Genomic DNA, 20,464 nt, shown 5'->3' on the forward strand with positions numbered 1-20,464 from the left:
GCGCCCGCCCATGCGGGCCCGCTCTCGCGCGCCCTCTTTCACTTTTCGCGGCCCATCTTCGCGGGTCCGACCGCCGCGCGTCTCGTCTATCGGATGTCGCCGTACGACCTCACTTATCGGGCGTCGTCGTACGGCCTCACTCCCCTGGCGAGCGCTCAGCCGTACGGACCGCTGCCGCAGGCGATCTGGCCGCCGATCGAGGCGAAGATACCGAACAACGCCATGATCTGTGTGAAGTCATCGGTGGTGAACTCGGTGTGCCGCGCCCCGACCGACTTCACGCCGGGCACCAGCCCCACAGCGGCCGCGATGGCAGTGGAGTTCCACTCCACCCCGAGCGTGTACGGCGCCGCCACCCGGTAAGGCGTGAAGTCGCTCAACCGCCCCAACGCCCTTGCCGTCGCCTCACGGATCCGAGCCTGGGCGACGCTCGGCGGCAGCAGTTCGGCCGAGAACTTGTCGATCCCCTTCTTGACCGCCACCGTCTCCACATCGCCGAGCAACTCGCGCGCCTCTTCACCGACGGCCTCGTCCCCGGTCACCACCACGACCGGAACACCGTGGAACCCGGCGCACGCCGCCACCAGCCGCGTCTCGCCGCACACCTCGCCGTTGAGATAGACGTTCTGGATCTCCTTGCCCATCCAGGTGTGGTTGAGCACGCCGTGGGGCACCCCCGCGCGAGCGTGGTAGCCCACGAAACAGGCGGCCTGGAACGACCCGTCGAGCCCCTGCGCCATCCGCTGCGCCTTACCCGGTCCCCGGATGAGGGTGGCACGCGGGTCCAGCAGGTCGATCCGCAGGTTCTTGGTGGACCCGTGCGCGTCGTTCACCAGCACTGTGGTGGCCCCCGCCTCGAACGCCCCCTCGACGGCGGCGTTGGCGTCGGCGGTCATGAGCTCGCATCCCCGCTCGTAACCACGCTTACCGGCGTGCATCTCCTCGGGGTCGGTGAGCCCGGTCACGCCCTCCATGTCGACCGACAGATACACCTTCACAACCGCACTCCTCACCTGTCCCAGCTCAGGGACGCCAACATCTCACGTGCCCCATGTCTCCACCCGGCGGACCTCGGCCTCGGTCATGAGCCCGACCTTGGACGTCATGAACTCGGCCGCCTGGTCACGCCACTGGGCGGGGATCTCGTCGAGCGCCGGCGGGTAGCAGTGGTCGAGCCAGCTCGTCGACTCCTCGGTGGCGTCGAAGTAGTCGAGCGCCTTCCCGAACAGCGTGTCCTGGATGCCGGGCACCCGCGCCAGGCCGTACTCGACCATCTCCTGTCCCCCGTACGGCGGCGGCTGGAGCCACTTGCGCACCCGGGGGTCGTCGGCGGTGAAGGGCGTGTCGAGCGGCCGCCGCTCGACGGCGGCCTGGATGAGCTCCTTGTACAGGCACTTGCCGCAGGTACGGCACGGGCCGTCGGTGCCCTGCAGACACCATCGGACGTGCTCCTTGAGCTCCGAGTTCACGGCCAGCCGCATGGTGACCGCCTCACTCACCCCGCCCACGGGAAGCACGATGTGCACCCCCGCCGCCGCGAACAACCGCCCCCACGCCCCGTGCGGCGCCCACATCAGGTTGTCGGGCGTGTACCGCAGCAAGTAGCGATCCCCGCCGAGCCACCGTGAACCCAGTTCATACCCGAACGCCAGTCCCCCGAGATCCATCCGGTCGGCGTGCAGCAACGCCCCGACCGCGACCGCGTGGTGCTCCGGGTATCCGGGCCGGGGCTCGGACAGCGTGAACTCCAGGTCGGAGTCCACGATGGTGAGATCCCGTCCGGTCCGCCGGGCCAGCCTGGCCAGGACGTCGGAGCGGTAATGCGGCCACCGATTCGGCACGCGAGGATGCGGCACCCGCCGGAAGTGCACGAACGGCGCCTCGGGATAGATGGCCGCCGCCGCCACGGAGTCCGCGCCACCGCTGTAGGAGATCGCTAAGTTCGTCCCGGTGTGACGGACCTCCGCACCTACCGGCCCCGCTTCGACGCCCCACCCGTCGTGCAGCGCGGCGGCCACCTCAGGAGAGATGGCCCGGTCGAACACGATCTCCTTGCGCGTCCACGGCGCCACCACGGTCCACGCGGCGACGGCGAAGAGATCGGGGTGCGCATCCTCGGGGACACCGGCGACCGTGCAGGAGTTGGTGGCCAGCTTGACCGGATGCTCGTCGGCGGCCTTGCCGGTGATCTCGTCAGCGGCCCCGAGCCGGAACGTCAGCTCGCCTCCGGCCCAGCTCACGCGCATGACTGATCCTCCGCCCGAACGCCATCACCGGGACCCGGCGTCCGCGACTTGAGATCGTCGATCGCCTGCCAGAGCAGAACCTCGTTCTGCAGCACGCCGTCCAGCGCCTTGGCCGTCTCCCGGGCAAGGCGGTGGGTGTCGTCGAGCCTGGCCTTGTCGGTGGTGGCCGCGGTGGCGGGTCTGGCGTTCCTGAGGCGCTCGACCTCGTCCTGCAAGCTCGCCATCTCCCGGCGCAGGGTTTGAACCTCCCAGAGGGCGTCCCTGATGTCCTGACGGTGATCGCCGATGGAGATATAGCGGGAATCGAACCACGTCCGCACGGCTTTGCGCAGGCGGGCGGGGACCAGGACGCGCATCATGAAACGCCACGATAGTGGCAAATCTTCGACCTTCAGGACGCCGTTTCCGAATGGCAACCAAGCCATATAACTGGTGTCAACACCACTTGTCGCGACCGGCCACAGCGGGGAAGCCGAGCCGCGGCTGTGTACAGGTTCCTCAACCCCGCGGTCACGAGTCCAGCGCGTCGCGGATGACGGTGATCAGGGTTTGCTGCAAGGAGGACAGGCGTTTGTCCGCGCGCCAGACGACGAAGACCGGCAGGCGCGGGCGGGCGTCGGCGAGCTGGATTTCCTGAAGCGAACCTGTGGCCAGGTCGGCGGCGACCGAGGCGCGGAAGAGCATCGCGACGCCGAGCCCGGCCCGGACGGCGTGCTTGATCGCTTCGGGGTGGCCGAACTCGATGATCACCTTGCGGTCGGTGATGCCGAGTTCGGCGAACGCCATGTCCTCGATGTCTCGCCGGATGGACGTACGCGGGGTGGAGACGAAAGGCAGCCGGGCCAGCTCGCTCACCGGGATGCGACCGTCGCCGACGTCCACCGCGTTCGGCGCGCAGGTGAGCACGAGATCCTGGTGGCCGACGAGTTCGCCGGTGAGGCCGCGGCCATAGGGGATTCGCGGGGCGATGGGCACGGCCAGGTCGCACAGTCCCGAGGTGACCGCCTCCCAGATCTGGTTCGGGTCGAACACGTGTGCCGCGATCCGCGCGCCGGGATTGGCCAGGACGAAGTCGGTGAGAATGGGCGGTAGCAAGTAGCTGCCTACGGTCATGCTGGTGGCCACGGCCACGGCTCCCGTGGTGCCGCCGGTGATGCCGGCGAGCTCGCGCTCAAGCTCGTTGCCACTGTGCAGGGTGTCGCGAGACCACTGATAAGCGGCGCGGCCGGCGTCGGTGAGCTCCATGCGCTGACCGACGCGATAGAAGAGCTCAACACCCAGCCGCTCCTCCAGTGAGCGGATGTGTCCACTCACCACGGGCTGCGAGACGAAGAGGTGGGCGGCGGCGCGGCCCACGCCTCCCTGTTCGACGACAGCGCAGAAGACCTCGAGTTTGTGCAGGGAGATGCGGTTGTCCATAGCCATTTGGCTATGAGTATCGCAGCAGATTCGTCTTTGCCGCTAGCTCACATGCCCTTCTACCCTGACATACAGGCAATTTCGATTGACGTATGGGATGCCCATCGATGGCGGCCCGCCCGCAGAAAGGATCGTCGCGATGAGCGAGTTCACCTACAAAGGCGGAGACGGCTGCTCGTTGTACGCCATCACGGTCGGCGCGGGCGGGCCGCCACTCGTCCTTCTGCACGGCGGCGGCCCAGACCACCACAGCCTGCTGCCGCTGGCTCGCCACCTCGCCGACCTGCACACGGTGATCCTTCCTGACGTGCGAGGCTACGGCCGATCGGTCTGCATCGATCCGGGCAGGCATACCTGGACGCAGTACACCTCCGACGTCATCGCTCTGTTGGATCACCTGGGCACCCGCGACGCCGCGCTGGGCGGTACGGGCCTGGGTGCCACGGTGACCCTCCGCACCGCACTGGCCCACCCGGACCGGGTACGCGCCGCCATCCTGATCAGTGTCGAGAACATCGAGGACGACCAGGACAAGCAGGCCGAGATCGCGTTCCTCGACACCGTCATCGTGGACGGCCGGGTGCTGATACAAGGCGGTCAGGTTACCCACGTGGCGGAATCCGCCGTGCGAGAGCGGTTCATCGATGCCGCCGTCCAGGTCGCCGGGCGCCTGTTCGATGTCGACCGCGAGACGTTGACCCGCTTCACCGCCAGGTTCAGCGAGCGCACCCGGCAGCGGTGAACCCGCCGGGGCCGGGGCGCGTCGTGGACCACAAACCAACCTGATCGGTGCGCTCGATGCCCAGAGCCTGCGGACCCCCCAAGCGGTCCATACTTGTTCGCGTGAACCTCGTCCCCCAGATCTTCGCGGTGCTCACCCGCCGGTCGTCCTTGCTGTCCACGGGAGTCTGACCGTGGTCGAGGAGCTGGTCGCGTACGTGCGGGAGGCGTTCGGGTGGGATGAGGACGTCGTGGCGACCCCGGGGCCGCGGGGTGCGCTGGGGCAGATCTGGCGGCTGGACGTCGGCGCGGCACGCTACGCGCTCAAAGAGATCTTCGCCGAGCCGCCGTCGGAGGCGTTGATCGAGGCGGAGCTGGCGTTCGCGCGGCGGGCGGCCGAGGCGGGCGTGCGGCTGCCCGCGAGCCACCCCGACCGCGCAGGGCGCCACCTGCTCGCGCCGCCCGGCGGGTCGTGGCTGCGCCTGTACGACTGGCTCGACCTGCGGCCGATCGAGCTGACGGCCCCGGCCACGCCGCGAGAACTCGGGGCGCTGTTCGCACGCCTGCACCAGTGCGCACCAGCCGCGACGGTCGAGCCGGGTGGCGGACCGCCCGATCCCTGGTACGACCGCGTCCCCACAGCGCATGAGTGGGCGGAAGCGTCCGCCGGGTGGGCGGAAGCGTCCGCGCCGGGCGTGGTGTGGGCCGCGCGATTGGCCGACCTGCTGACCACGCTGCCCGAGCTGTGCGCGGCGGTCGCGCCCGCCGATCCCGCCCGGCTGATCGTCTGCCATCGCGACCTGCACCCGGAGAACGTCCTCGCCGACCCCACCGGCGCACTGGTGGTCGTCGACTGGGACAACCTCGGTCCGGCCGAGCCGGGCCGGGAACTGGCCCGGGCGCTGTTCGACTGGTTCTGCGACAACTCGATCGCCGACCTCGACACCATGCGCGGCATGTACGAGGCGTACGTGCGTGAGGGCGGCCCGGGCCGCATCACCGAACCGGCGGACTTCTCGATGCTCCTTGCCTCCCGCCTGAACTTCCTGCGGGTCCAGGCACGCGTCGCGCTCGACCCGCGCGCCGAGCCGCGGCACCGCGAGTGGGCGGAACGCGAGATCGACGAGGGACTGCGCATCCTGCCGACCCCACGGCAGTTGGCCGACGTGCTGGAGCTGACACGCACCCACGGGACGTGCTGGAGCTGACACGACCGCGGCAGTCAGCCGATATGACGGCCCGTCCGCGCGGTGGATGCCGAGCGCCGGCATCGGTCAGCGACGGGGCCACATCGCGTTGAGCCGATCCGCCGTGGCCTGGTACGCCCCCTCCTCCACCGGGGTGAGGACGACATCGGCACCGGGCCCGGCAGCGCCCAGGCGCTCACGCAACAGGATGGACTCGGCGGTGTCGGCCAGATCCAGCAGGCCGCTGATACCTGCCGCCACAGCGGCAAGCCCGTAGCCGGACAGATCCGCGCAACCGGCCTCCAATGCCTCCCGCACCGCCCCTACGCCGACGCCGAGCATGACGGCGGCCGCCGACAAGGTCGCCACATCAATCGGGTCGACGTCGACCAACCGCAGCGGGACAAGCTCCACCCGGCCGCTGGAGGCGTACAACCATCCTGGCAGCCACGCGGCGGTCGCGCGCCGCCCCTGGGTGGGCGCCACCGCCCGCCAAAACCGCCTCAATGCGGCCAGCGCGGCCCCGCCCGCCAGAGCCCCCGGCAGCACCGCCCCGTCGTCCTCGGCGGCCCGCAGGGTCAGCAGCAACGCCTCCAGCTCTCCCACCGCACGGGCCAGGTCCTCGCCCAGATCAGGCACCAGGACCACGCGCGGCCCGAGATAATCGCTCATACCCAGCTCCCGGTACGCAGCCGGCCAGTGGACATCTCCAGCCCTTCGTACGGGCCCGCGCCGATCTCGAGCCCGGCGGCGAAGCGCGTACGGACTTCGGCGACAGTGCCGACCGAGTCGCGGCCCGGTAGCGTCGGAGACGACGACACAACCGTGACGGTACGCCGCCCTACGGCTGGCAGCTCGCCAGGCGCCGCCGTAGACTAACCGCGCATGATCGACCTGGACGAGCAGGGACGCCCGGAACCTCCTCTTGCGGCCGACGAGGTCGGCACGCTCCTGGGCTTCCTGGAGTACCAGCGCGCGACCCTGGCGTGGAAGTGCGCGGGACTGGACGCGGCCGGCCTGAGCGCGACCGTCGCCGCCTCGCCGATGACTCTGGGCGGGATGCTCAAGCACCTGGCCTGCGTCGAGAGCGACTGGATCTCGACGTGGCTGCACGGGCGAGACCCGGAACCCCCGTGGGACACGGTGGACTGGCAGGCCGACCCCGACTGGGACTGGCACTCGGCCGCCGAGGACGCCCCGGAACAACTCCATGCACTCTGGCAGGACACCGTGGCCCGGTCCCGCGTCCTGGTCGCGGAGGCGATGGCCGACGGCGGCCTGGAGCGGCTGGCCCGGCGCACCTGGCCCGACGGCCGGGCGCCCAGCCTGCGATGGATCCTGTTCCATCTGGTCGAGGAGTACGCGCGGCATAACGGGCATGCCGACCTCATCCGGGAGTCGGTGGACGGGCTGACCGGCGAGTAACCGCCCCGTGGGGCCCTACGCTTCCTCACCCTTCAGGTGTTCGGGCAGGCCGGTATTGGGGATGCCGAACTTCTGCGCGTACTGATCGTTGAGTTCGGACCAGCCGAAGTCGACGGCTGCCGCGCCGCGGATCGGCGGGATCGGATGCCCCTCGAGCAGTTTCTCGGCCACGTCGAGGCAGAGGTGCCAGCCGGCCGCGACCTTCGGGAGCCAGTCGCGGTCCTGGACGGTGTGCCGCAGGGTCAGCCGGGAACCGGTGTCGGTGGCCGCCAGTTCCCAGCGCAGCAGGTCGGTGCCGAGGGTGTACTCCAGCAGCGTCGGTGGTTCGGCGCGCACCACCTCGGCCGCCATGTCCTGGGGCTTCTCGTCGTCGATCATCGTGATCGTGGCGTGGCCCGCCTGGGAGAGATCGCGGTCGGCGGTGTAGGGGGCCCACGCGGCGAGTTGTTCGGGCTCGGTCAGCGCGGCCCACACTTTCTCGGGCGGATGGCGCAGGTCGCGGGTGAAGACCAGCGTCCAGCGGTCTTCCGTCGCCTCGCAGCCGACCTGGGCCGGCAGGCTCGGGTGGTATGCGTCGGAGGTCATGATTACTCCAGATTGTTGAGGTGGCGCTCGAGAGCGTCGAGGTGCCGGTCCCACAGGGCACGATACGGCTGAAGCCAGTCGTCGAGTGCCTGGAAGGGACCCGCCTGAATGCGGTAGATCCGCCGCTGCGCCTCCGTACGACAGGTGACGAAACCGGCTTCCCTGAGCACCTTCAACTGCTTGGAGACCGTGGGCTGGCTGACGTCGAGCGCGTCGACCAGATCGTTCACGCTGCTCTCGGCTTCCAGGAGCCGGCCGAGAATCCGGCGCCGGGTCGGTTCGGAGAGCACGGAGAACGTATCGACGGACATGCCTCCTATATTCCCTGCCAAGTATATGCCCGTCAAGGTATACATGTCTCACACGCCATGAATTATGGCCTTATATTCGCCTTTTGTGGTGTTTTGGGTGCTTTCGGTATCGTGGTGAGAGAGATACCGAAAGAACCGAGGCGGGCACATGTCCGACCGTGCAGCGAAGCAACCCCGTCGGTACCGATACCGGAGCCCGCGTGAACAGCCGAATGGGCAGCTCGGAACCGACGCCCAGGAGCTGGAGCACGACGAGATCGCGTTGGGCGAGAGGGCTGTGAGCGACGAGCCGGATGTGTTCCTCGACGTTCCCCTGCTCAAGGTGGACGAGATCCACCTCGAGGTGGACGATCTCCGGGCACGGGTGTCACTGAGCGCCGAAGTCCTCGACCTGCTCCGGCTCAGCGTGGGAGCGGATGTGGGGCTCGGCCGGGTGGCGCTGGACATCAAGGGCGTCGAGGCCCAGGCGCTGCTCAAGGTACGACTCGACAACGTCGCGCTGATCCTTGACAGGGTGCTGCGGACCATCGATCAGAATCCGCAGATCCTCGAGAACCTGACGCGCGGCCTGGAGTCGACTCTTCGTGACGTCGGAACCGGCGCCGGCCATGCCGTCGGCGAACTCGGCCGGGGAACAGGAAGAGCCGTGGAAGACGTCGGGCGCGGAGCCGGGGAAGCCGTGGAAGAAGTCGGCCGCGGAACCGGCGGAGCCGTCCATGAGGTCGGCCGCGGAACCGGGGAAGTCTTGGAAGACCTCGGCGGGGGCACCAGCGCAGCCGTCGAGGAAGTCGGCCGGGGAGCCGGTAAGACGGCCGAATCCGTGGGCGGCACGGTCAAAGGCGGAGGCGAGGGGGACGACGAGCCCGTACGTGACCGCGACCGGGTGCCGAAGCGGACCGCAAAGCGCGCCGTACGGGAAGGCAAGCCCGTCCGACGTCACCCCCCGGAGGAGACCGAGCGCGAGCGCCCCAGGCCGGTCCGGCGACCGGAGAGGCCCTCATGAACGCCGATGGCGGGCAGCCGCTCCCCCATGAGCCGGACATCGTTCTCACCGCCACGGTGAAGGCGGACGAGCTCCGCTTCGACGAGGCGCCGCAGACGCACGTCGAGTTCTCCGGCCGCCCCGGTCACGAGTCAGGCTCCGGCAGCGATCGGTCCAACCTGCCGGATCGCGTGGAGGAGAACATCACCTACCGGCACGTCCAGGTTGATTACGTCCTCGCCTCCACGCTCACCATTCGCGGCTAAGCGACAGAACCGTAAGAGGGTTTGCCCGCCCACTCGTAGGTGGTGTACACGACGCCGGCGTCGGTGACGGTCGACCCGGTGACCTTCAGCCCAGCCGGAGTGGTCCCTTCGGCGAAGAGCCGCTTTCCCTGGCCGAGGATGACCGGGAAGACCAGCAGGCGGTACTCGTCGATCAGTTCGGCCTGCTGCAGCGTACGCATGAGGTCGCTGCTGCCCTGGACGAGGATCTCGCCGTCGGTGCGCTGCTTGAGCTCGGCGACCGTCTGAGCGGCCTCGCCCACCAGGACCTGGGTGTTGCGCCACTCGGCGTTCATCGGCGTCCGCGTGGCGACGTACTTCGCCATGCCGTTGATCTTGGCGCCGCCCTCCTCGTCGGGCACGTCGGGCCAGTGCGAGGCGAGGATCTCGTACGACCTGCGACCCAGAAGCATGCCGTCCGCGCGCTCGAACTGCTCGCTCATGATGCGGCCGAACCCCTCATCCACGTGCGGGGGCAGCCATCCGCCATGCGGGAAGTCATTGGAGTCGTCCTCACCGACCCCGCCGGGCCCCTGCATGACACCGTCCAGCGACACGAAGGTCGAAACCACCAGCCTGCTCGCCATCTGCCCACTCTTCTCACTCGTGGTGCGGAAAGCGGGCCCGTCCGGCCCGCCGTTTTCCTGTGCCTTCAGCTTGCCGAAACCCATTTACGGAATCCTTAAGGCCTCCGTACGCCTTGAACAGCCCTAGAAGTGGGTGGCGATACCGAATGCCTCGCGCAGTTGGGCCATGTCGTGACGGTCACGGTCGCTGGGTTCGTAGCCCTGGTGGAATGCCACCTGCTGGGCGGCTGACAGGCAGCCCACCGCAGCGCTCTCGATCAGGCCCGTGGTGAAGGCGTCCGCCGGATAGACAAAGACGCCTCCGTGATCGTCGGCTTGCTGGACGGCGGAGCCGTCCGCCTCGAACCGCAGCGGATGCAGGTCCAGCTCGTGTCCATGCTGGTCCATCATGACGAAGCGGACGGGCCGGCCCGGCGAGGCATCGGGCTGCTCGGCGAACCCGGCGGCCTCCAGCGTCTCGATCAGCAGCGGCTCCTGCTCGACGCGGTGCAACAGGTCAAGGTCGCGGTGCTCGCGGGTGACCTTGCCGATCAGGGCGTCGATGCCCCATCCACCGGCAACCCATACCTCGCACCGCACGTCGCGCAGGAGCGTCAACACCCGCAGCAGCACACTCGCATCCATCATGCGGGGCATTCTGCCCCGTCCTGCGGTGGACGGCAGATACCGGCTGAGGACCCACCCGATCATGGCCCTGTACTTGGGATGCGACACGAAGATCAATACACACGGCAACTCGCCGATACGCTGAGTGATCCGTGTTACTACGGACCTGCTGATCTTTCGAGAGCGTCTCAGGAGGTTCGATGACACTCATTCATGCTGGTCAAGCCGTAGCTATCGCGGCTGCCCTGCTCGCCGGTCCGTTCACCACGGCGTCAGCGGCGAACGCCGTCACCGCCGGCGCCCCGGAACGGCTGCTCCCCAAGTTCTCGGCGACCCTGGTGGCCCGTCACAGTGGCAAGTGCCTGGACGTCGCCGGCGTCAGCACGGCCGACGGAGCCAACGTCCACCAGTGGACCTGCATCAACGGCCAGGCCAACCAGGAGTGGAACTTCGTGGCGACCAGCGATGGTTACTACACCCTCCGCGCCACGCACAGCGGCAAGTGCCTGGACGTCTCGGGCGTCAGCACCGCCGACGGAGCCAACGTCCACCAGTGGACCTGCCTGTTCGCCCAGCGCAACCAGGAATGGCGGCTCGTCCAGAAGGACAACGGCTACTTCACCGTCGTCGCTCGGCACAGCGGCAAGTGCCTGGACGTGGCGGGTGTCAGCATCTCCGAGGGGGCCAACGTTCACCAGTGGACCTGCCTGCCCGGGCAGCGCAACCAGGAGTGGCGACTCGCCTGAGCGACACGATCGGGCTCGCCGGGCCGCGTTCCCGCGGCCGTAGCCTGGCGTGAACAGCCGGACACAACGAAAGAGGCCTTCACCGCCTTTGGCTGGTGAAGCGCCTCTTTCTGCTGGTTACGGCAGGACCTCGCGAGAGGTCATGCGTCGCCGCCCTCGTTGAGGCGTCGCAGCAGATCGAGCAGGGTCGCGCGGTCCCCTGGCGACAGGGTCGAATAGCAGGTGGCCAGGACTTCGTCGGCGACCTGGTGCCCCGCGTCGAGCACCTGCTCGCCGGCGGGCGTCAGATGGTGCTCGATACGTCGCCCATGGCCCGGCCTGCGCTCGATCAGGCCCTGCGTCACCAGCCGGTTGGCGAGCGTGCCGAACGCCTGCTCGCTCTGGAACGTCGCCGTGGCCAGAGCACGGGCGGATGCCCCAGGCGTACGGCTGATCGCGCGCAGGGCATCCCACTGGGCCAGCGTGGTGCCAACGGTGGCGAGCCGGCTGTCCAGCGCCCGGTGTTGCCGGTACTGGGCTTGCTTGACCGCTCTTCCAAGGACTTGCAGTTCACCGGGCATGGAACCAGTCTAGCTCTTACTCAACTAGCTTATATCAACAAGTTTAGTTATGGTGAGGCCATGCCTACACCCCGCACCATCGCGCTCTACCCGGACCTGCCGCTCACCCTGTCCGAGGCCGGAACCGGCCGGCCCGTCCTGGTCCTGCACGGCGGTGGCGGCCCCGCCACCGTCGCCGGGCTCGCCGACCATCTCGCGCGGACCACCCACACCATCGCCCCCACCCATCCCGGCTGGGACGGCACCCCCCGCCCTGACTGGTTCACCGGCATCGACGACCTCGCCCTTGCCTACCTGCACTACCTGCGTGACCATCAGCTGTCCGACGTGCTCGTCATCGGCTCCTCGCTCGGCGGCTGGACCGCCGCCGAGATGGCCGTGCTCGACAACGCGGGGATCATCACCGGGCTCGTGCTGATCGACCCCGTCGGCGTAGACGTCCCCACCGAACCGATCAGAGACTTCTTCGCCCTCGACGCCCGCGGCGTCGCCGAGTACTCCTGGCACGACTCGGCCCGCTTCTACGTCGACCCCGCCGACATTCCCACCGAGCAGCTCGCCCTCCGGCAGTCGAACATGGCCACCATGCGCATCCTGGCCGGCGACCCCTACATGCACGACCCCAAACTCGCGCACCGCCTGGCCCGCGTCGACCTGCCTACCCTGCTGCTCTGGGGAGAGAGCGACCGCATCGTCACCCCCGCCTACGGCACGGCGTACGCGGCCGCCTTCGGCAACGCCCGGCTAGAGATCATCCCCGAGGCCGGCCACCTGCCACAGATCGAACAACCGCGCGCCACGCACGCGTTGATCGACGCCTACCTGCACCAGATGAGCACCGCTCCCATCAATGCTCAGTGACCACGAGCGAACCGCACACCACCGATGATGGTCACGGCTTGGCCAGCGGGATGATCCTGCGGTACTTGCCGCCCGGCGCCCGCTGCGGCGGCTCCTCGGCGCGTTCGAGCGTGACGTCACCGGCCTTGTGCTCGGTGAGCAGGTGGGTGATCTCGCCGCGTACCGCCTCCCACACGCGGTCGGCGTCGGCGCCGTCCTCGGGCTGCAGGCGCACGCGCAGCGTGGTGGGCGCGGTCTGGACGATCTGGAACTGTTCGATGCCGGGGGCGCGGTCCAGCAGGGTGCCGAAGGCCATGGGCGAGATGCTGACGTTCTCGCCGCGACCGGTGGGGAAGGTGAGCATGTCGGCGGCGCGGCCCCGCACCTGGATGGCGGGCAGCGGGTTGCCGCACGGGCAGGGATCGGGGCGGAGCAGGACGCTGTCACCGAGGTCGTAGCGCAGGATCGGCTGAACGCGGTTGACGAGGTTGCTGACCAGGACCGTGTGCGACAACTCACCCGGCGCGACAGGCCGGTGATCGGCGTCGACCGGCTCGAGCACGGCCCAGTCGCTGTTGACGTGGTACCAGCCGTGCCGGCAGCCGATGCTGAGGAAGCTGCACTCGGTGGCGGCGTAGGCGACGCGCACCTTGGCCCGGAAGGCGGTGGCGAGCCGCTCCAGGTCGCCCGCCGTCGACGTCTCACCGCCGACGATGATCAGCACCGGGTGGATGCGCAGGCGACCGGCTTCCTGCTCGCCGGCCAGCAGCGTGAGCGTGCTCAAGAAGCCGACCAGGATCGCGGGGTTGTACCGGTTGAGCTCGGCGGTGAGTTCCGGCATTGGCTGGTGTATCGAGAAGGTCCGCATCGCCCGGCCGAGCAGCGGGCTGTCCCGGCGGAACCGGGCCGTCGAGGCGGCGCTGAGAAAATGGCCGCCGGGTGCGGACATGATGGCGCTACGGCCGGCGCGCGCGAGGGTGCGGAGGACGTCGCCGACTCCCACACCGGCGCTGGCGCGTGACCCGAGGGAGGTCTCCACGGTCATGCTCCGCTCATCCATCAGGAAGATGCCGCGCACCCCACTGGTGCCGGTGGTCGTGGCCACCAGATACCGGCCGCAGAACCGCTCCCCCACGAGGGTGGGGTCGGCCACGAACGCCTGGACGCGCTCGAGGGTCACCTCGCGGTCGGTGACCCAGTCGTCGAAGCGGCCCATCAGTGTCTTCTTGTCGGTGACCGGCAGCAGCGTGGGGTCGTCGACCTGCTCCGGCAGGTCTCGGTACAGCTCGCGGTAGTACGGCGAGTTGGCGCGGGCATAGGCCACCATCTCGGCCAGGTGCGCACGCTGCCGCCGCGCGATCGCCGCGGGTCCTTCGCGCATGGCGCGGCGCGCGTCGCGAGCGAGTTGCCGGGCGCTCTCTTCCATGATCAGTTGGTCCTTTCCCCGGTGGGCGGCCGCACCGAAAGCAGGCCGGACAGGGCGATGTCGAGGGCACGCTGGGTGGCCTCCCACAGTTCCTCCTGCGACCGGCCGAGCTGGACGCTCGCCAGGCCCGCCTGCTGAATGGCGCCCAGCAGGGATCCGATCATCGCCGCCGCCGTGATCGGGTCCAGTTGACCGGGGAACGCCTTCAGCAGCTCATCGGCGAGCCGTTGCTGCAGCTCCAACAGCAGGTACAGGCTTTTCGCCTGGAGCGCCGGCGAGGTCAGGACCAGCCGGGCCGTTGCCGACAGCTCCTCGGGTTCCCTGCGGGGAACCTTGGGCCGTCGGTGGGCTCGGTACTCCTGGACCATCCTGCCCAGCACCTCGCCCGGGCTCTCTTGCGGCCGGCGCTCCGCGATCGCTTCGAACATCACGTCGTAGTCCCGCCCGACGTCGACGAAGAGCACCTCGTCCTTGCTGCGGAAGTAGTTGGAGAACGTCTTGGGGTCGACATCCGCCGCCGCGGCGATCTGCGCCATCGTGGTCTGCTCATAGCCCTGCTCCTCGAACAGCCTGATGGCCGCCATGACGATCCGCTGTCTGGTCAGCCGCTTCTTCCGTTCGCGCCGCGTCTCCTCCATGACCCCAAATATACGCCTACCAGAACTTTCCTATCAACCGGAATATTGCGCGCTCCGCAGGTTAGTGCGAAAGGCGTGCTCGTGCTCGGCCGCCCACGAGCGGAACGTGCGCGCCGCACCCCCGGTGACCTGCTCCACGGTGGCGGTGACCGGCGCCGGGCCGTTGGCCATGTCGGCCTGGGCGCGCAGGATGCCGTCCACGGCCTCGGGCGGCCAGCCGCGGGCCAGCAGCTGCCGCCGGGCATCCTGCGGGGAGGTCTCCTCCCAGCGCACCGGGCGGCCGATCGCCTCACCGATGACGCGCGCCTGCTCGGCCTGGGTCAGCGAGTCCGGCCCGGTCAGCTCGTACACGGCGCCGTCGTGTCCGTCCCGGGTCAGTGCCCGCACCGCGACCGCCGCGATGTCCCGCTCGTGCACCAGGGACATCGCGGCCTGCCCGTACGGCGCGCGCACCACGCCCTCCGCGCGGATCTGTTCGGCCCAGCGCAGGGTGTTGGCCGCGAAGGCGTGCGGGCGCAGGATCGTCCACTCCAGCCCGGACCGTTCGATCAGCCGCTCGGCCTGCCGTTCATGCTCACGAACCGCCGCCGATGACAGATAGACCACCCGGCGGGCATGCTCGGCCGCCACCGCCAGCACCGCCTCCAGCCCCTCAGCCGAGGCGAACGGCCAGACCAGGAACACCGCCTCGACGCCCTCGACAGCGGTGTACAGGGAATCGAGCACCGACAGATCACCGCGCACACTCTCGACGGAGGGCGGGAGATCGGCCGGTCCCCGGGTCAGCGCGCGGACCTCGGCCCCGGCCTCCAGCAGTTGCGCTACCACCTGGCGACCGACTGTGCCGGTCGCTCCGGTGACCAAAATTCGTTGTGGCATCCGATGCCTCCCCTTGAAGGATCAACTGATGCTCAAACGTAGAGAGGCCAGAGAGGATGACCAATGCTTTAAAGTACGGGATTCATACGCGATCGTCTACATCCACGCCCGAGCATCGTCAGGCCGCCCTCTCCAGGTCGTCATAGGTCACCCGATGCGCCAGCGGCAGCCCGGTAGCCAGCCGTTCCAACTCGTCCAGCACCGCGGCGCCCATCCGGGACAACTCATTGCCATGCGAGCCGGCGATGTGCGGGGTGAGGAAGACGTTGGGCAGGTCGAAGAGCTGCGAGTGCGGCGGGAGCGGCTCCGGCTCGGTGACGTCGAGGATCGCCGACAGCCGCCCCGACTTCAGCTCGGTCACCAGCGCGTCGGTGTCCACCAGGCTGCCCCGGGCCGTGTTGATCAGCACCGCGCCGTCCGGCATCAGCTCCAGGCGTTCGCGGTCCAGCATGTGCCTGGTCTCCGGGGTGGCCGGGGCGTGCAGGCTGACGATGTCGCTGCGGCTGAGCAGCTCTTCGAGTGATGCCTGCCGTATCCCCTCGACGCTGGTGTAGGGGTCGTACAGGCACAGGTCCAGGTCGTAGGGCGCGAGCAGGTCGATCACCTTGCGGCCGATCCGGGAGGCGCCGACGATGCCCACCCGCCTGCCGTAGTTACCGACCGAGCGCTGGATCTGGGCGAGGGTGAAGGCGCGCTCGCGCCGGTAGCGCTCGCTCAGGGTGAAGACGCCCTTGCCGGCCAGCAGGATCGCGCCGACGGTGTATTCGGCCACGGGCACCGCGTTGGCGTCGGCCGCCGAGGAGATCAGCAGATCGCGCTCCCAGCAGGCAGGGGAGACCAGGTTCTTCACCGAGCCGGCCGCGTGCAGCACGGCCCGCAGCCTGGGGGCGGCGGTCAGCAGTTCCTCGTCCAGCGGGGGGCAGCCCCAGCCGGTGATCAGGATCTCGGTGTCGGCGAGGGACAGGCGGGGATCGTCGAACCGCTCGGCGACCAGCGTCACGTCGATGTCCGCGATCGTGTCCAGACGCCGCAGCAGGGGCGCGGGGAAGAGCAGCGCGAGATGTTCCTCGTGCATGGCGAACAGCGCCTTGGGGCGGGTGGACACGGAGTAGCCCTCCACTTCGTAGATATCGGTTTCTACGGTAGAACCACGGCCGCTAAATGGTCAACGCTTCCCCGGAAGCCAACATTTGCGCTGGTAGCTGCATCTCTCTTGATCAAAGAGTAGTCTATTGTAACGTATCCGTAACGCATTCTTGTGGGACGAGCCGTGCAGTCGTAGCGTTCGCAGAGACCGGTTTCTATCGCCGGACAGCTCCGCCAACCATCGCGGCGGATGTCAGAGCGCAGAACTGCCGTGATGCCCGATCTGGAGGAATGTCATGAACGGCACCCGATGCCACCGGCCGAGTGCGGCGAGAGAGCAGTCTTGGCGATGAGCAGGGTACAGACCAGGCGGGAAACGCAGCCGAGACCGCCGTCAGAGCCGCCCAAGACCAAGCGTCGCGTCCGGTCCAGGAGGGCGCGGGTGAGCCTGGCGGCCGGGCTGCTCGCGCTGCCGGCGGTCATCTACTTCGTGGTCTTCAACTACCTGCCCATGGCCGGTCTGGTGGTCGCGTTCAAGGCCTTCGACGTCTCTCAGGGCATCTTCGACAGCCCGTGGAACGGTCTGGAGAACTTCAGGTACTTCCTGGATTCCGGGGACGCGGCGCGGATCCTGTTCAACACGGTCTTCCTCAACGCGCTGTTCCTGGCCACGACCCTCGCCGCAGGGGTCACTCTGGCGATCATGCTGAACGAGATCCGGAGCACGCTTTTCAAACGGGTCTCCCAGTCCGTGGTCTTCTTCCCCTACTTCGTCTCTCCTGTAGTGATCAGCATCATGTTGCAGGTCTTCCTCGCGGGCGCCTCCGGCGGGGGCGGGGCCGTCAACGACATGCTGAACGTGTTCTCCCTGCCCACGTTGGACTGGTACACCGAGCCGGGACCGTGGCCGTGGATCCTCACCGTGGTGAAGGTCTGGCAGCTCGGCGGGTACATGAGCGTCATCTTCCTGGCCGCGATCACCGGGATCCCCGAGGAGGTCTACGAGGCCGGGATGATCGATGGCGCGTCGAGGGCGCAGATGGCCTGGCGGATCACCCTTCCGCTGCTGCGGCCCACCGCCGGGGTCCTGACGGTGCTGGGTGTCGGCCGCATCTTCTACGGCGACTTCGGCACCATCTACGCGATCGTCGGTGACAACGGCACCCTCTTCGACACGACGGACGTCATCGACACGTACGTCTTCCGCGCCCTGCGTCAGCTCGGCGACTTCGGCACCACCGCCGCGGTGGGCCTGTTCCAGTCGGTGGTCGGGTTCATTTTCGTGGTGATCGCGGTCATGATCCAGCGCAAGTACGCCAAGGAGACCAGCGTCCTATGAGCCGTAGAAAGCTGGAGCCCTTCACGATCATCAGCATCGTCGGCGTCGGATTCGCCGTGCTGGCCTGCGCCATCCCGTTCTGGCTGATCATCTCGGGGTCCTTCACCAGCGAGGTGGACCTTGCGGTGACCGGGTACAGCGTCTTCCCCTCGGCCTTCGACCTCACCGCGTACAAGATGATCTTCACCGGTCCGGCGGTGCTCGACGCCTACATCGCCAGTGTCTTCATCACCGTGGTCGGCACCGCCCTGTCCCTGGCCGTGACCTCGGGGGTGAGCTGGGTCATCGCCCGGCGCCTGCCGTACATCAGCCGGCCGCTGACCGTCTTCGCCTACCTGCCGATGCTGTTCACCGGAGGGCTCGTACCGCTGTACCTGCTGGTCACGCAGTACCTGCACCTGCAGAACAGCTATTTCGCCGTGATCCTGCCGCTGCTGGTCGCGCCGTTCCTGGTCTTCATCCAGGTGAGCGCCTTCCGCCAGCTCCCCGCGTCGATCTTCGAGTCGGCCAAGGTGGACGGCGCTGGCGAGCTGCGGATCTTCTTCCAGATCGCGCTGCCGCTGTCCAAACCGATCCTCGCCGTCGTGGGCCTGTTCTACGCCGTGCACTACTGGAACGAGTGGTTCACCGCGCTGCTGTTCATCGACGACGTCCACAAGTTCCCGCTCCCCCTGGTCCTGCAGAACCTGATCTCCAACATCTCGTTCACTCAGATGCTGCCGCAGCTCGCCGAGCAGGCGACTCCGGTCTACCAGCTCCGGCTGGCCCTCACGGCCGTCACGATCGGCCCGATCCTGCTGGCCTACCCCTTCGCCCAGCGCTACTTCGTCAAAGGCATCACCCTTGGCGCCACCAAGGGCTGACCTCGCTCCCCCCAACAAGGAGACACCGTGTCTGATCAGAACTTGTCTCGGCGCGGCCTGCTGAGCGTCGGAGGTGGCCTCACCCTCGCCGCGCTCTTCGCCGGTGCCGGCTGCTCCTCGTCGCAGCGGTCGGCGGGAAGCCAGAGCAGCGCGCCCGGCAAGGCGCTCACGCTCAGCCTGCTGCTCCCCGGCGACGTGCCGGCCGGCTGGGACGCCGTCCTGGCCGAGGTCAACAAGAAGCTCCAGGCCGAGCAGGGCTTCACCATCAAGCCGCAGTTCATCCCGTGGGCCAACTACGGCCAGCAGGCGCTGCTGAAGTTCACCGCCGGGGAGGGCTTCGACACCGCGCTGCAGGCCCGCTGGCTCAACATGACCCAGCTCGCCGCCAGCGGCTCGATCGTGGAGCTGAGCTCCCTGCTCGGCAGCGGCAAGTACCCCAACCTGACCGCCACCCTGGACCCCAAGATCGTCGAGCTGAACCGGTGGAGCGGCAAGCTGTACGGCCTGCCGCAGATCAACTCGGTCGCTCGCTTCCACCACTTCGCCATCCGCCAGGATCTGGCCGACAAGTACGGCATGAGCGAGATCGCCGACTTCGCCGGCCTGGAGAAGTTCTGGTACGACGTCAAGCAGAAGGAAAAGGACATCACCCCGATCGGGGTCAACTCCCGCATGCCCAAACTGCTGGTCGCGTGGAACCCGGTCGGCTGGCTCAACCCCTACATGTGGGAGAACCCCCGCACGAGCATCGCGTCCTTCACCGGCGAATCGCTCGCCTTCGTCCTCGCCGCCGACGGCAAGCAGACCGGCTCCGCCAACCCGGTGCCGTTCTGGGAGGCGCCGGGCATGCTGGACGCGCTCCGCCTGGTACGCAAGTACTACCAGGACGGTCTGATCAACAAGAACGCGCTCACCGTGGACTCCAAGGCGCTCGAGTCCCAGTTCAAGGCCGGCCGCTTCGCCACGGCCTGGGCCATGACCGATGGCCTGACCTCGCAGATGCTGCCCGAGCTGACCAAGAACGTCCCCGGTGCGATGCTGTCCAACGTGGTCCCGCTCAAGGGCGGCAAGGACGCCAAGCCGTACCAGACCTTCCAGGCCGACAACTTCCTCGTGCTCAACGCCAAGGGGCAGAGCAACGAGAAGGCCATGCAACTGGAGGACTGGCTGTCGATCAAGGAGAACCACGACCTGATCACGTACGGCATCCAGGGCAAGGACTGGAACCCCATCGGCGACGACAAGTACGAGATGCTGTCCACCTACACCTTCCCGGGCTTCGCGCTCTCCTGGCGGGCCAAGCTGGAGCGCCGGATCAAGGACATGACCGCGTCCGAGGCGGCCTGGTTCGACTGGGCGCAGAAGGCCGACAACTTCACCATCGACCCGTACGCCAGCTTCACCCCAGACCCCGAGCCGGTGAAGCGGGAGAACACCCAGGTCACCGCCGCCCTGACGCAGTTCGCCAATCCGTTGTTCATCGGCGCGGTCGACGTCGACCAGGGGCTGGACAAGCTGAAGAAGGCCCTCGACCGGGCCGGCCTGGCCAAGCTGCAGGCCGAGATGGCCAAGCAGGCCGACGCTTACCTCAAGGGGCAGTGACCACCACACGGCACACCAGGCCCTCCCGGATCCTCCGGGAGGGCCCGCCTGATGCGACTGCGCCGTCCGCCGTTCCACGACCTGTACCTCGGCGGGTCAGCGTGGTGGTGCACGGGTCACCAGGCGCGGTGCC

Annotated in this window: 25 protein-coding genes; 10 read left to right on the top strand and 15 right to left on the bottom strand. The window is 68.3% G+C overall.

Translation table 11 applies throughout. The annotated features are described in order from the left end of the window. Window positions 1–155 precede the first annotated feature (155 nt). The 4 genes from KLK06_RS35280 to KLK06_RS35295 form a co-directional block, all read right to left on the bottom strand. Window positions 156–998, bottom strand: coding sequence for a M55 family metallopeptidase (locus KLK06_RS35280; protein WP_214639952.1), 843 nt, complete (start codon window positions 996–998; stop codon window positions 156–158). A gap of 42 nt (window positions 999–1,040) precedes the next feature. Further along, complete coding sequence (locus tag KLK06_RS35285; RefSeq protein ID WP_214639953.1) at window positions 1,041–2,246, bottom strand: DUF6395 domain-containing protein; 1,206 nt, start codon at window positions 2,244–2,246, stop codon at window positions 1,041–1,043. Next, on the bottom strand, window positions 2,237–2,605 hold the full coding sequence (locus KLK06_RS35290) for a hypothetical protein (RefSeq protein ID WP_214639954.1): 369 nt from the start codon (window positions 2,603–2,605) through the stop codon (window positions 2,237–2,239). Before KLK06_RS35290 ends, KLK06_RS35285 begins: the two co-directional genes overlap by 10 nt. Window positions 2,606–2,756: 151 nt before the next feature. After that, window positions 2,757–3,665 (bottom strand): LysR family transcriptional regulator, encoded by a 909-nt coding sequence (locus tag KLK06_RS35295; protein WP_214639955.1) that lies wholly within the window; start codon window positions 3,663–3,665, stop codon window positions 2,757–2,759. Window positions 3,666–3,804: 139 nt separating this feature from the next. Here KLK06_RS35295 and KLK06_RS35300 point away from each other — a divergent pair, with 139 nt between their 5' ends. Next, a complete protein-coding gene (locus KLK06_RS35300; protein ID WP_214639956.1) occupies window positions 3,805–4,407 on the top strand; it encodes an alpha/beta fold hydrolase in 603 nt (200 codons plus the stop codon). A 172-nt stretch (window positions 4,408–4,579) separates the two neighbouring features. Then, window positions 4,580–5,593 carry a phosphotransferase enzyme family protein gene (locus KLK06_RS35305; RefSeq protein WP_214639957.1) on the top strand — a complete coding sequence of 338 codons (1,014 nt, stop codon included), beginning with the start codon at window positions 4,580–4,582 and terminating at the stop codon, window positions 5,591–5,593. 66 nt (window positions 5,594–5,659) lie between these two features. Here the strand turns inward: KLK06_RS35305 and KLK06_RS35310 are convergent, their stop codons facing one another. Beyond that, complete coding sequence (locus tag KLK06_RS35310; protein ID WP_214639958.1) at window positions 5,660–6,244, bottom strand: hypothetical protein; 585 nt, start codon at window positions 6,242–6,244, stop codon at window positions 5,660–5,662. Continuing rightward, the gene (locus tag KLK06_RS35315; protein WP_214639959.1) at window positions 6,241–6,393 is read right to left on the bottom strand and encodes a hypothetical protein; all 153 of its coding nucleotides are present in this window, start codon (window positions 6,391–6,393) and stop codon (window positions 6,241–6,243) included. The genes KLK06_RS35310 and KLK06_RS35315 overlap by 4 nt, the downstream gene beginning before the upstream one ends. Window positions 6,394–6,457: 64 nt before the next feature. Here KLK06_RS35315 and KLK06_RS35320 point away from each other — a divergent pair, with 64 nt between their 5' ends. Further along, window positions 6,458–6,997, top strand: coding sequence for a DinB family protein (locus tag KLK06_RS35320; RefSeq protein ID WP_214639960.1), 540 nt, complete (start codon window positions 6,458–6,460; stop codon window positions 6,995–6,997). Window positions 6,998–7,012: 15 nt separating this feature from the next. On the opposite strand, the gene KLK06_RS35325 is transcribed toward KLK06_RS35320, so the two are convergent. Both KLK06_RS35325 and KLK06_RS35330 read right to left on the bottom strand, forming a co-directional pair. Continuing rightward, window positions 7,013–7,582 carry an SRPBCC family protein gene (locus KLK06_RS35325; protein ID WP_214639961.1) on the bottom strand — a complete coding sequence of 190 codons (570 nt, stop codon included), beginning with the start codon at window positions 7,580–7,582 and terminating at the stop codon, window positions 7,013–7,015. 2 nt (window positions 7,583–7,584) lie between these two features. Further along, window positions 7,585–7,893, bottom strand: coding sequence for a helix-turn-helix transcriptional regulator (locus KLK06_RS35330; protein ID WP_214639962.1), 309 nt, complete (start codon window positions 7,891–7,893; stop codon window positions 7,585–7,587). 148 nt (window positions 7,894–8,041) lie between these two features. Between KLK06_RS35330 and KLK06_RS35335 the strand changes: the two genes are divergently transcribed. After that, a complete protein-coding gene (locus tag KLK06_RS35335; protein ID WP_214639963.1) occupies window positions 8,042–8,896 on the top strand; it encodes a hypothetical protein in 855 nt (284 codons plus the stop codon). Next, the gene (locus KLK06_RS35340; protein WP_214639964.1) at window positions 8,893–9,141 is read left to right on the top strand and encodes a hypothetical protein; all 249 of its coding nucleotides are present in this window, start codon (window positions 8,893–8,895) and stop codon (window positions 9,139–9,141) included. The genes KLK06_RS35335 and KLK06_RS35340 overlap by 4 nt, the downstream gene beginning before the upstream one ends. Here KLK06_RS35340 and KLK06_RS35345 read toward each other — a convergent pair. Both KLK06_RS35345 and KLK06_RS35350 read right to left on the bottom strand, forming a co-directional pair. Further along, window positions 9,138–9,830, bottom strand: coding sequence for a dihydrofolate reductase family protein (locus tag KLK06_RS35345; RefSeq protein ID WP_214639965.1), 693 nt, complete (start codon window positions 9,828–9,830; stop codon window positions 9,138–9,140). The two genes, KLK06_RS35340 and KLK06_RS35345, sit on opposite strands and share 4 nt — an antisense overlap. A gap of 39 nt (window positions 9,831–9,869) precedes the next feature. Next, window positions 9,870–10,373, bottom strand: coding sequence for a nucleotidyltransferase domain-containing protein (locus KLK06_RS35350; protein WP_214639966.1), 504 nt, complete (start codon window positions 10,371–10,373; stop codon window positions 9,870–9,872). A gap of 179 nt (window positions 10,374–10,552) precedes the next feature. On the opposite strand from KLK06_RS35350, the gene KLK06_RS35355 reads away from it, so the two are divergent. Beyond that, a complete protein-coding gene (locus KLK06_RS35355; RefSeq protein WP_214639967.1) occupies window positions 10,553–11,098 on the top strand; it encodes an RICIN domain-containing protein in 546 nt (181 codons plus the stop codon). A gap of 140 nt (window positions 11,099–11,238) precedes the next feature. On the opposite strand, the gene KLK06_RS35360 is transcribed toward KLK06_RS35355, so the two are convergent. After that, on the bottom strand, window positions 11,239–11,658 hold the full coding sequence (locus KLK06_RS35360) for a MarR family winged helix-turn-helix transcriptional regulator (protein ID WP_214639968.1): 420 nt from the start codon (window positions 11,656–11,658) through the stop codon (window positions 11,239–11,241). A 60-nt stretch (window positions 11,659–11,718) separates the two neighbouring features. On the opposite strand from KLK06_RS35360, the gene KLK06_RS35365 reads away from it, so the two are divergent. Continuing rightward, the gene (locus KLK06_RS35365) at window positions 11,719–12,519 is read left to right on the top strand and encodes an alpha/beta fold hydrolase (RefSeq protein ID WP_214639969.1); all 801 of its coding nucleotides are present in this window, start codon (window positions 11,719–11,721) and stop codon (window positions 12,517–12,519) included. 31 nt (window positions 12,520–12,550) lie between these two features. Here the strand turns inward: KLK06_RS35365 and KLK06_RS35370 are convergent, their stop codons facing one another. The 4 genes from KLK06_RS35370 to KLK06_RS35385 all read right to left on the bottom strand — a co-directional run bounded on the left by KLK06_RS35370 (window position 12,551) and on the right by KLK06_RS35385 (window position 16,546). Next, the gene (locus KLK06_RS35370) at window positions 12,551–13,924 is read right to left on the bottom strand and encodes a phenylacetate--CoA ligase family protein (protein ID WP_214639970.1); all 1,374 of its coding nucleotides are present in this window, start codon (window positions 13,922–13,924) and stop codon (window positions 12,551–12,553) included. 2 nt (window positions 13,925–13,926) lie between these two features. After that, entirely contained in the window at window positions 13,927–14,562 is a 636-nt protein-coding gene (locus tag KLK06_RS35375) for a TetR/AcrR family transcriptional regulator (protein ID WP_214639971.1), read from the bottom strand. 33 nt (window positions 14,563–14,595) lie between these two features. Further along, complete coding sequence (locus tag KLK06_RS35380) at window positions 14,596–15,441, bottom strand: NAD(P)H-binding protein (RefSeq protein WP_214639972.1); 846 nt, start codon at window positions 15,439–15,441, stop codon at window positions 14,596–14,598. A 118-nt stretch (window positions 15,442–15,559) separates the two neighbouring features. Continuing rightward, window positions 15,560–16,546, bottom strand: a complete 987-nt coding sequence (locus KLK06_RS35385; protein ID WP_308168592.1) for a hydroxyacid dehydrogenase — start codon at window positions 16,544–16,546, stop codon at window positions 15,560–15,562. Window positions 16,547–16,969: 423 nt separating this feature from the next. Here KLK06_RS35385 and KLK06_RS35390 point away from each other — a divergent pair, with 423 nt between their 5' ends. Genes KLK06_RS35390 through KLK06_RS35400 form a run of 3 tightly spaced genes read left to right on the top strand, consistent with a single transcriptional unit; the run spans window position 16,970 to window position 20,331 of the window. Then, a complete protein-coding gene (locus tag KLK06_RS35390; protein ID WP_214639973.1) occupies window positions 16,970–17,866 on the top strand; it encodes a sugar ABC transporter permease in 897 nt (298 codons plus the stop codon). After that, complete coding sequence (locus tag KLK06_RS35395) at window positions 17,863–18,729, top strand: carbohydrate ABC transporter permease (protein ID WP_214639974.1); 867 nt, start codon at window positions 17,863–17,865, stop codon at window positions 18,727–18,729. Before KLK06_RS35390 ends, KLK06_RS35395 begins: the two co-directional genes overlap by 4 nt. Window positions 18,730–18,756: 27 nt before the next feature. After that, window positions 18,757–20,331: an extracellular solute-binding protein gene (locus KLK06_RS35400; protein ID WP_214639975.1), complete on the top strand. Its 1,575-nt coding sequence runs from the start codon at window positions 18,757–18,759 to the stop codon at window positions 20,329–20,331. Window positions 20,332–20,464: the final 133 nt, after the last annotated feature.

Source organism: Nonomuraea sp. NEAU-A123 (genome assembly GCF_018603905.1).
Lineage (GTDB): Bacteria > Actinomycetota > Actinomycetes > Streptosporangiales > Streptosporangiaceae > Nonomuraea.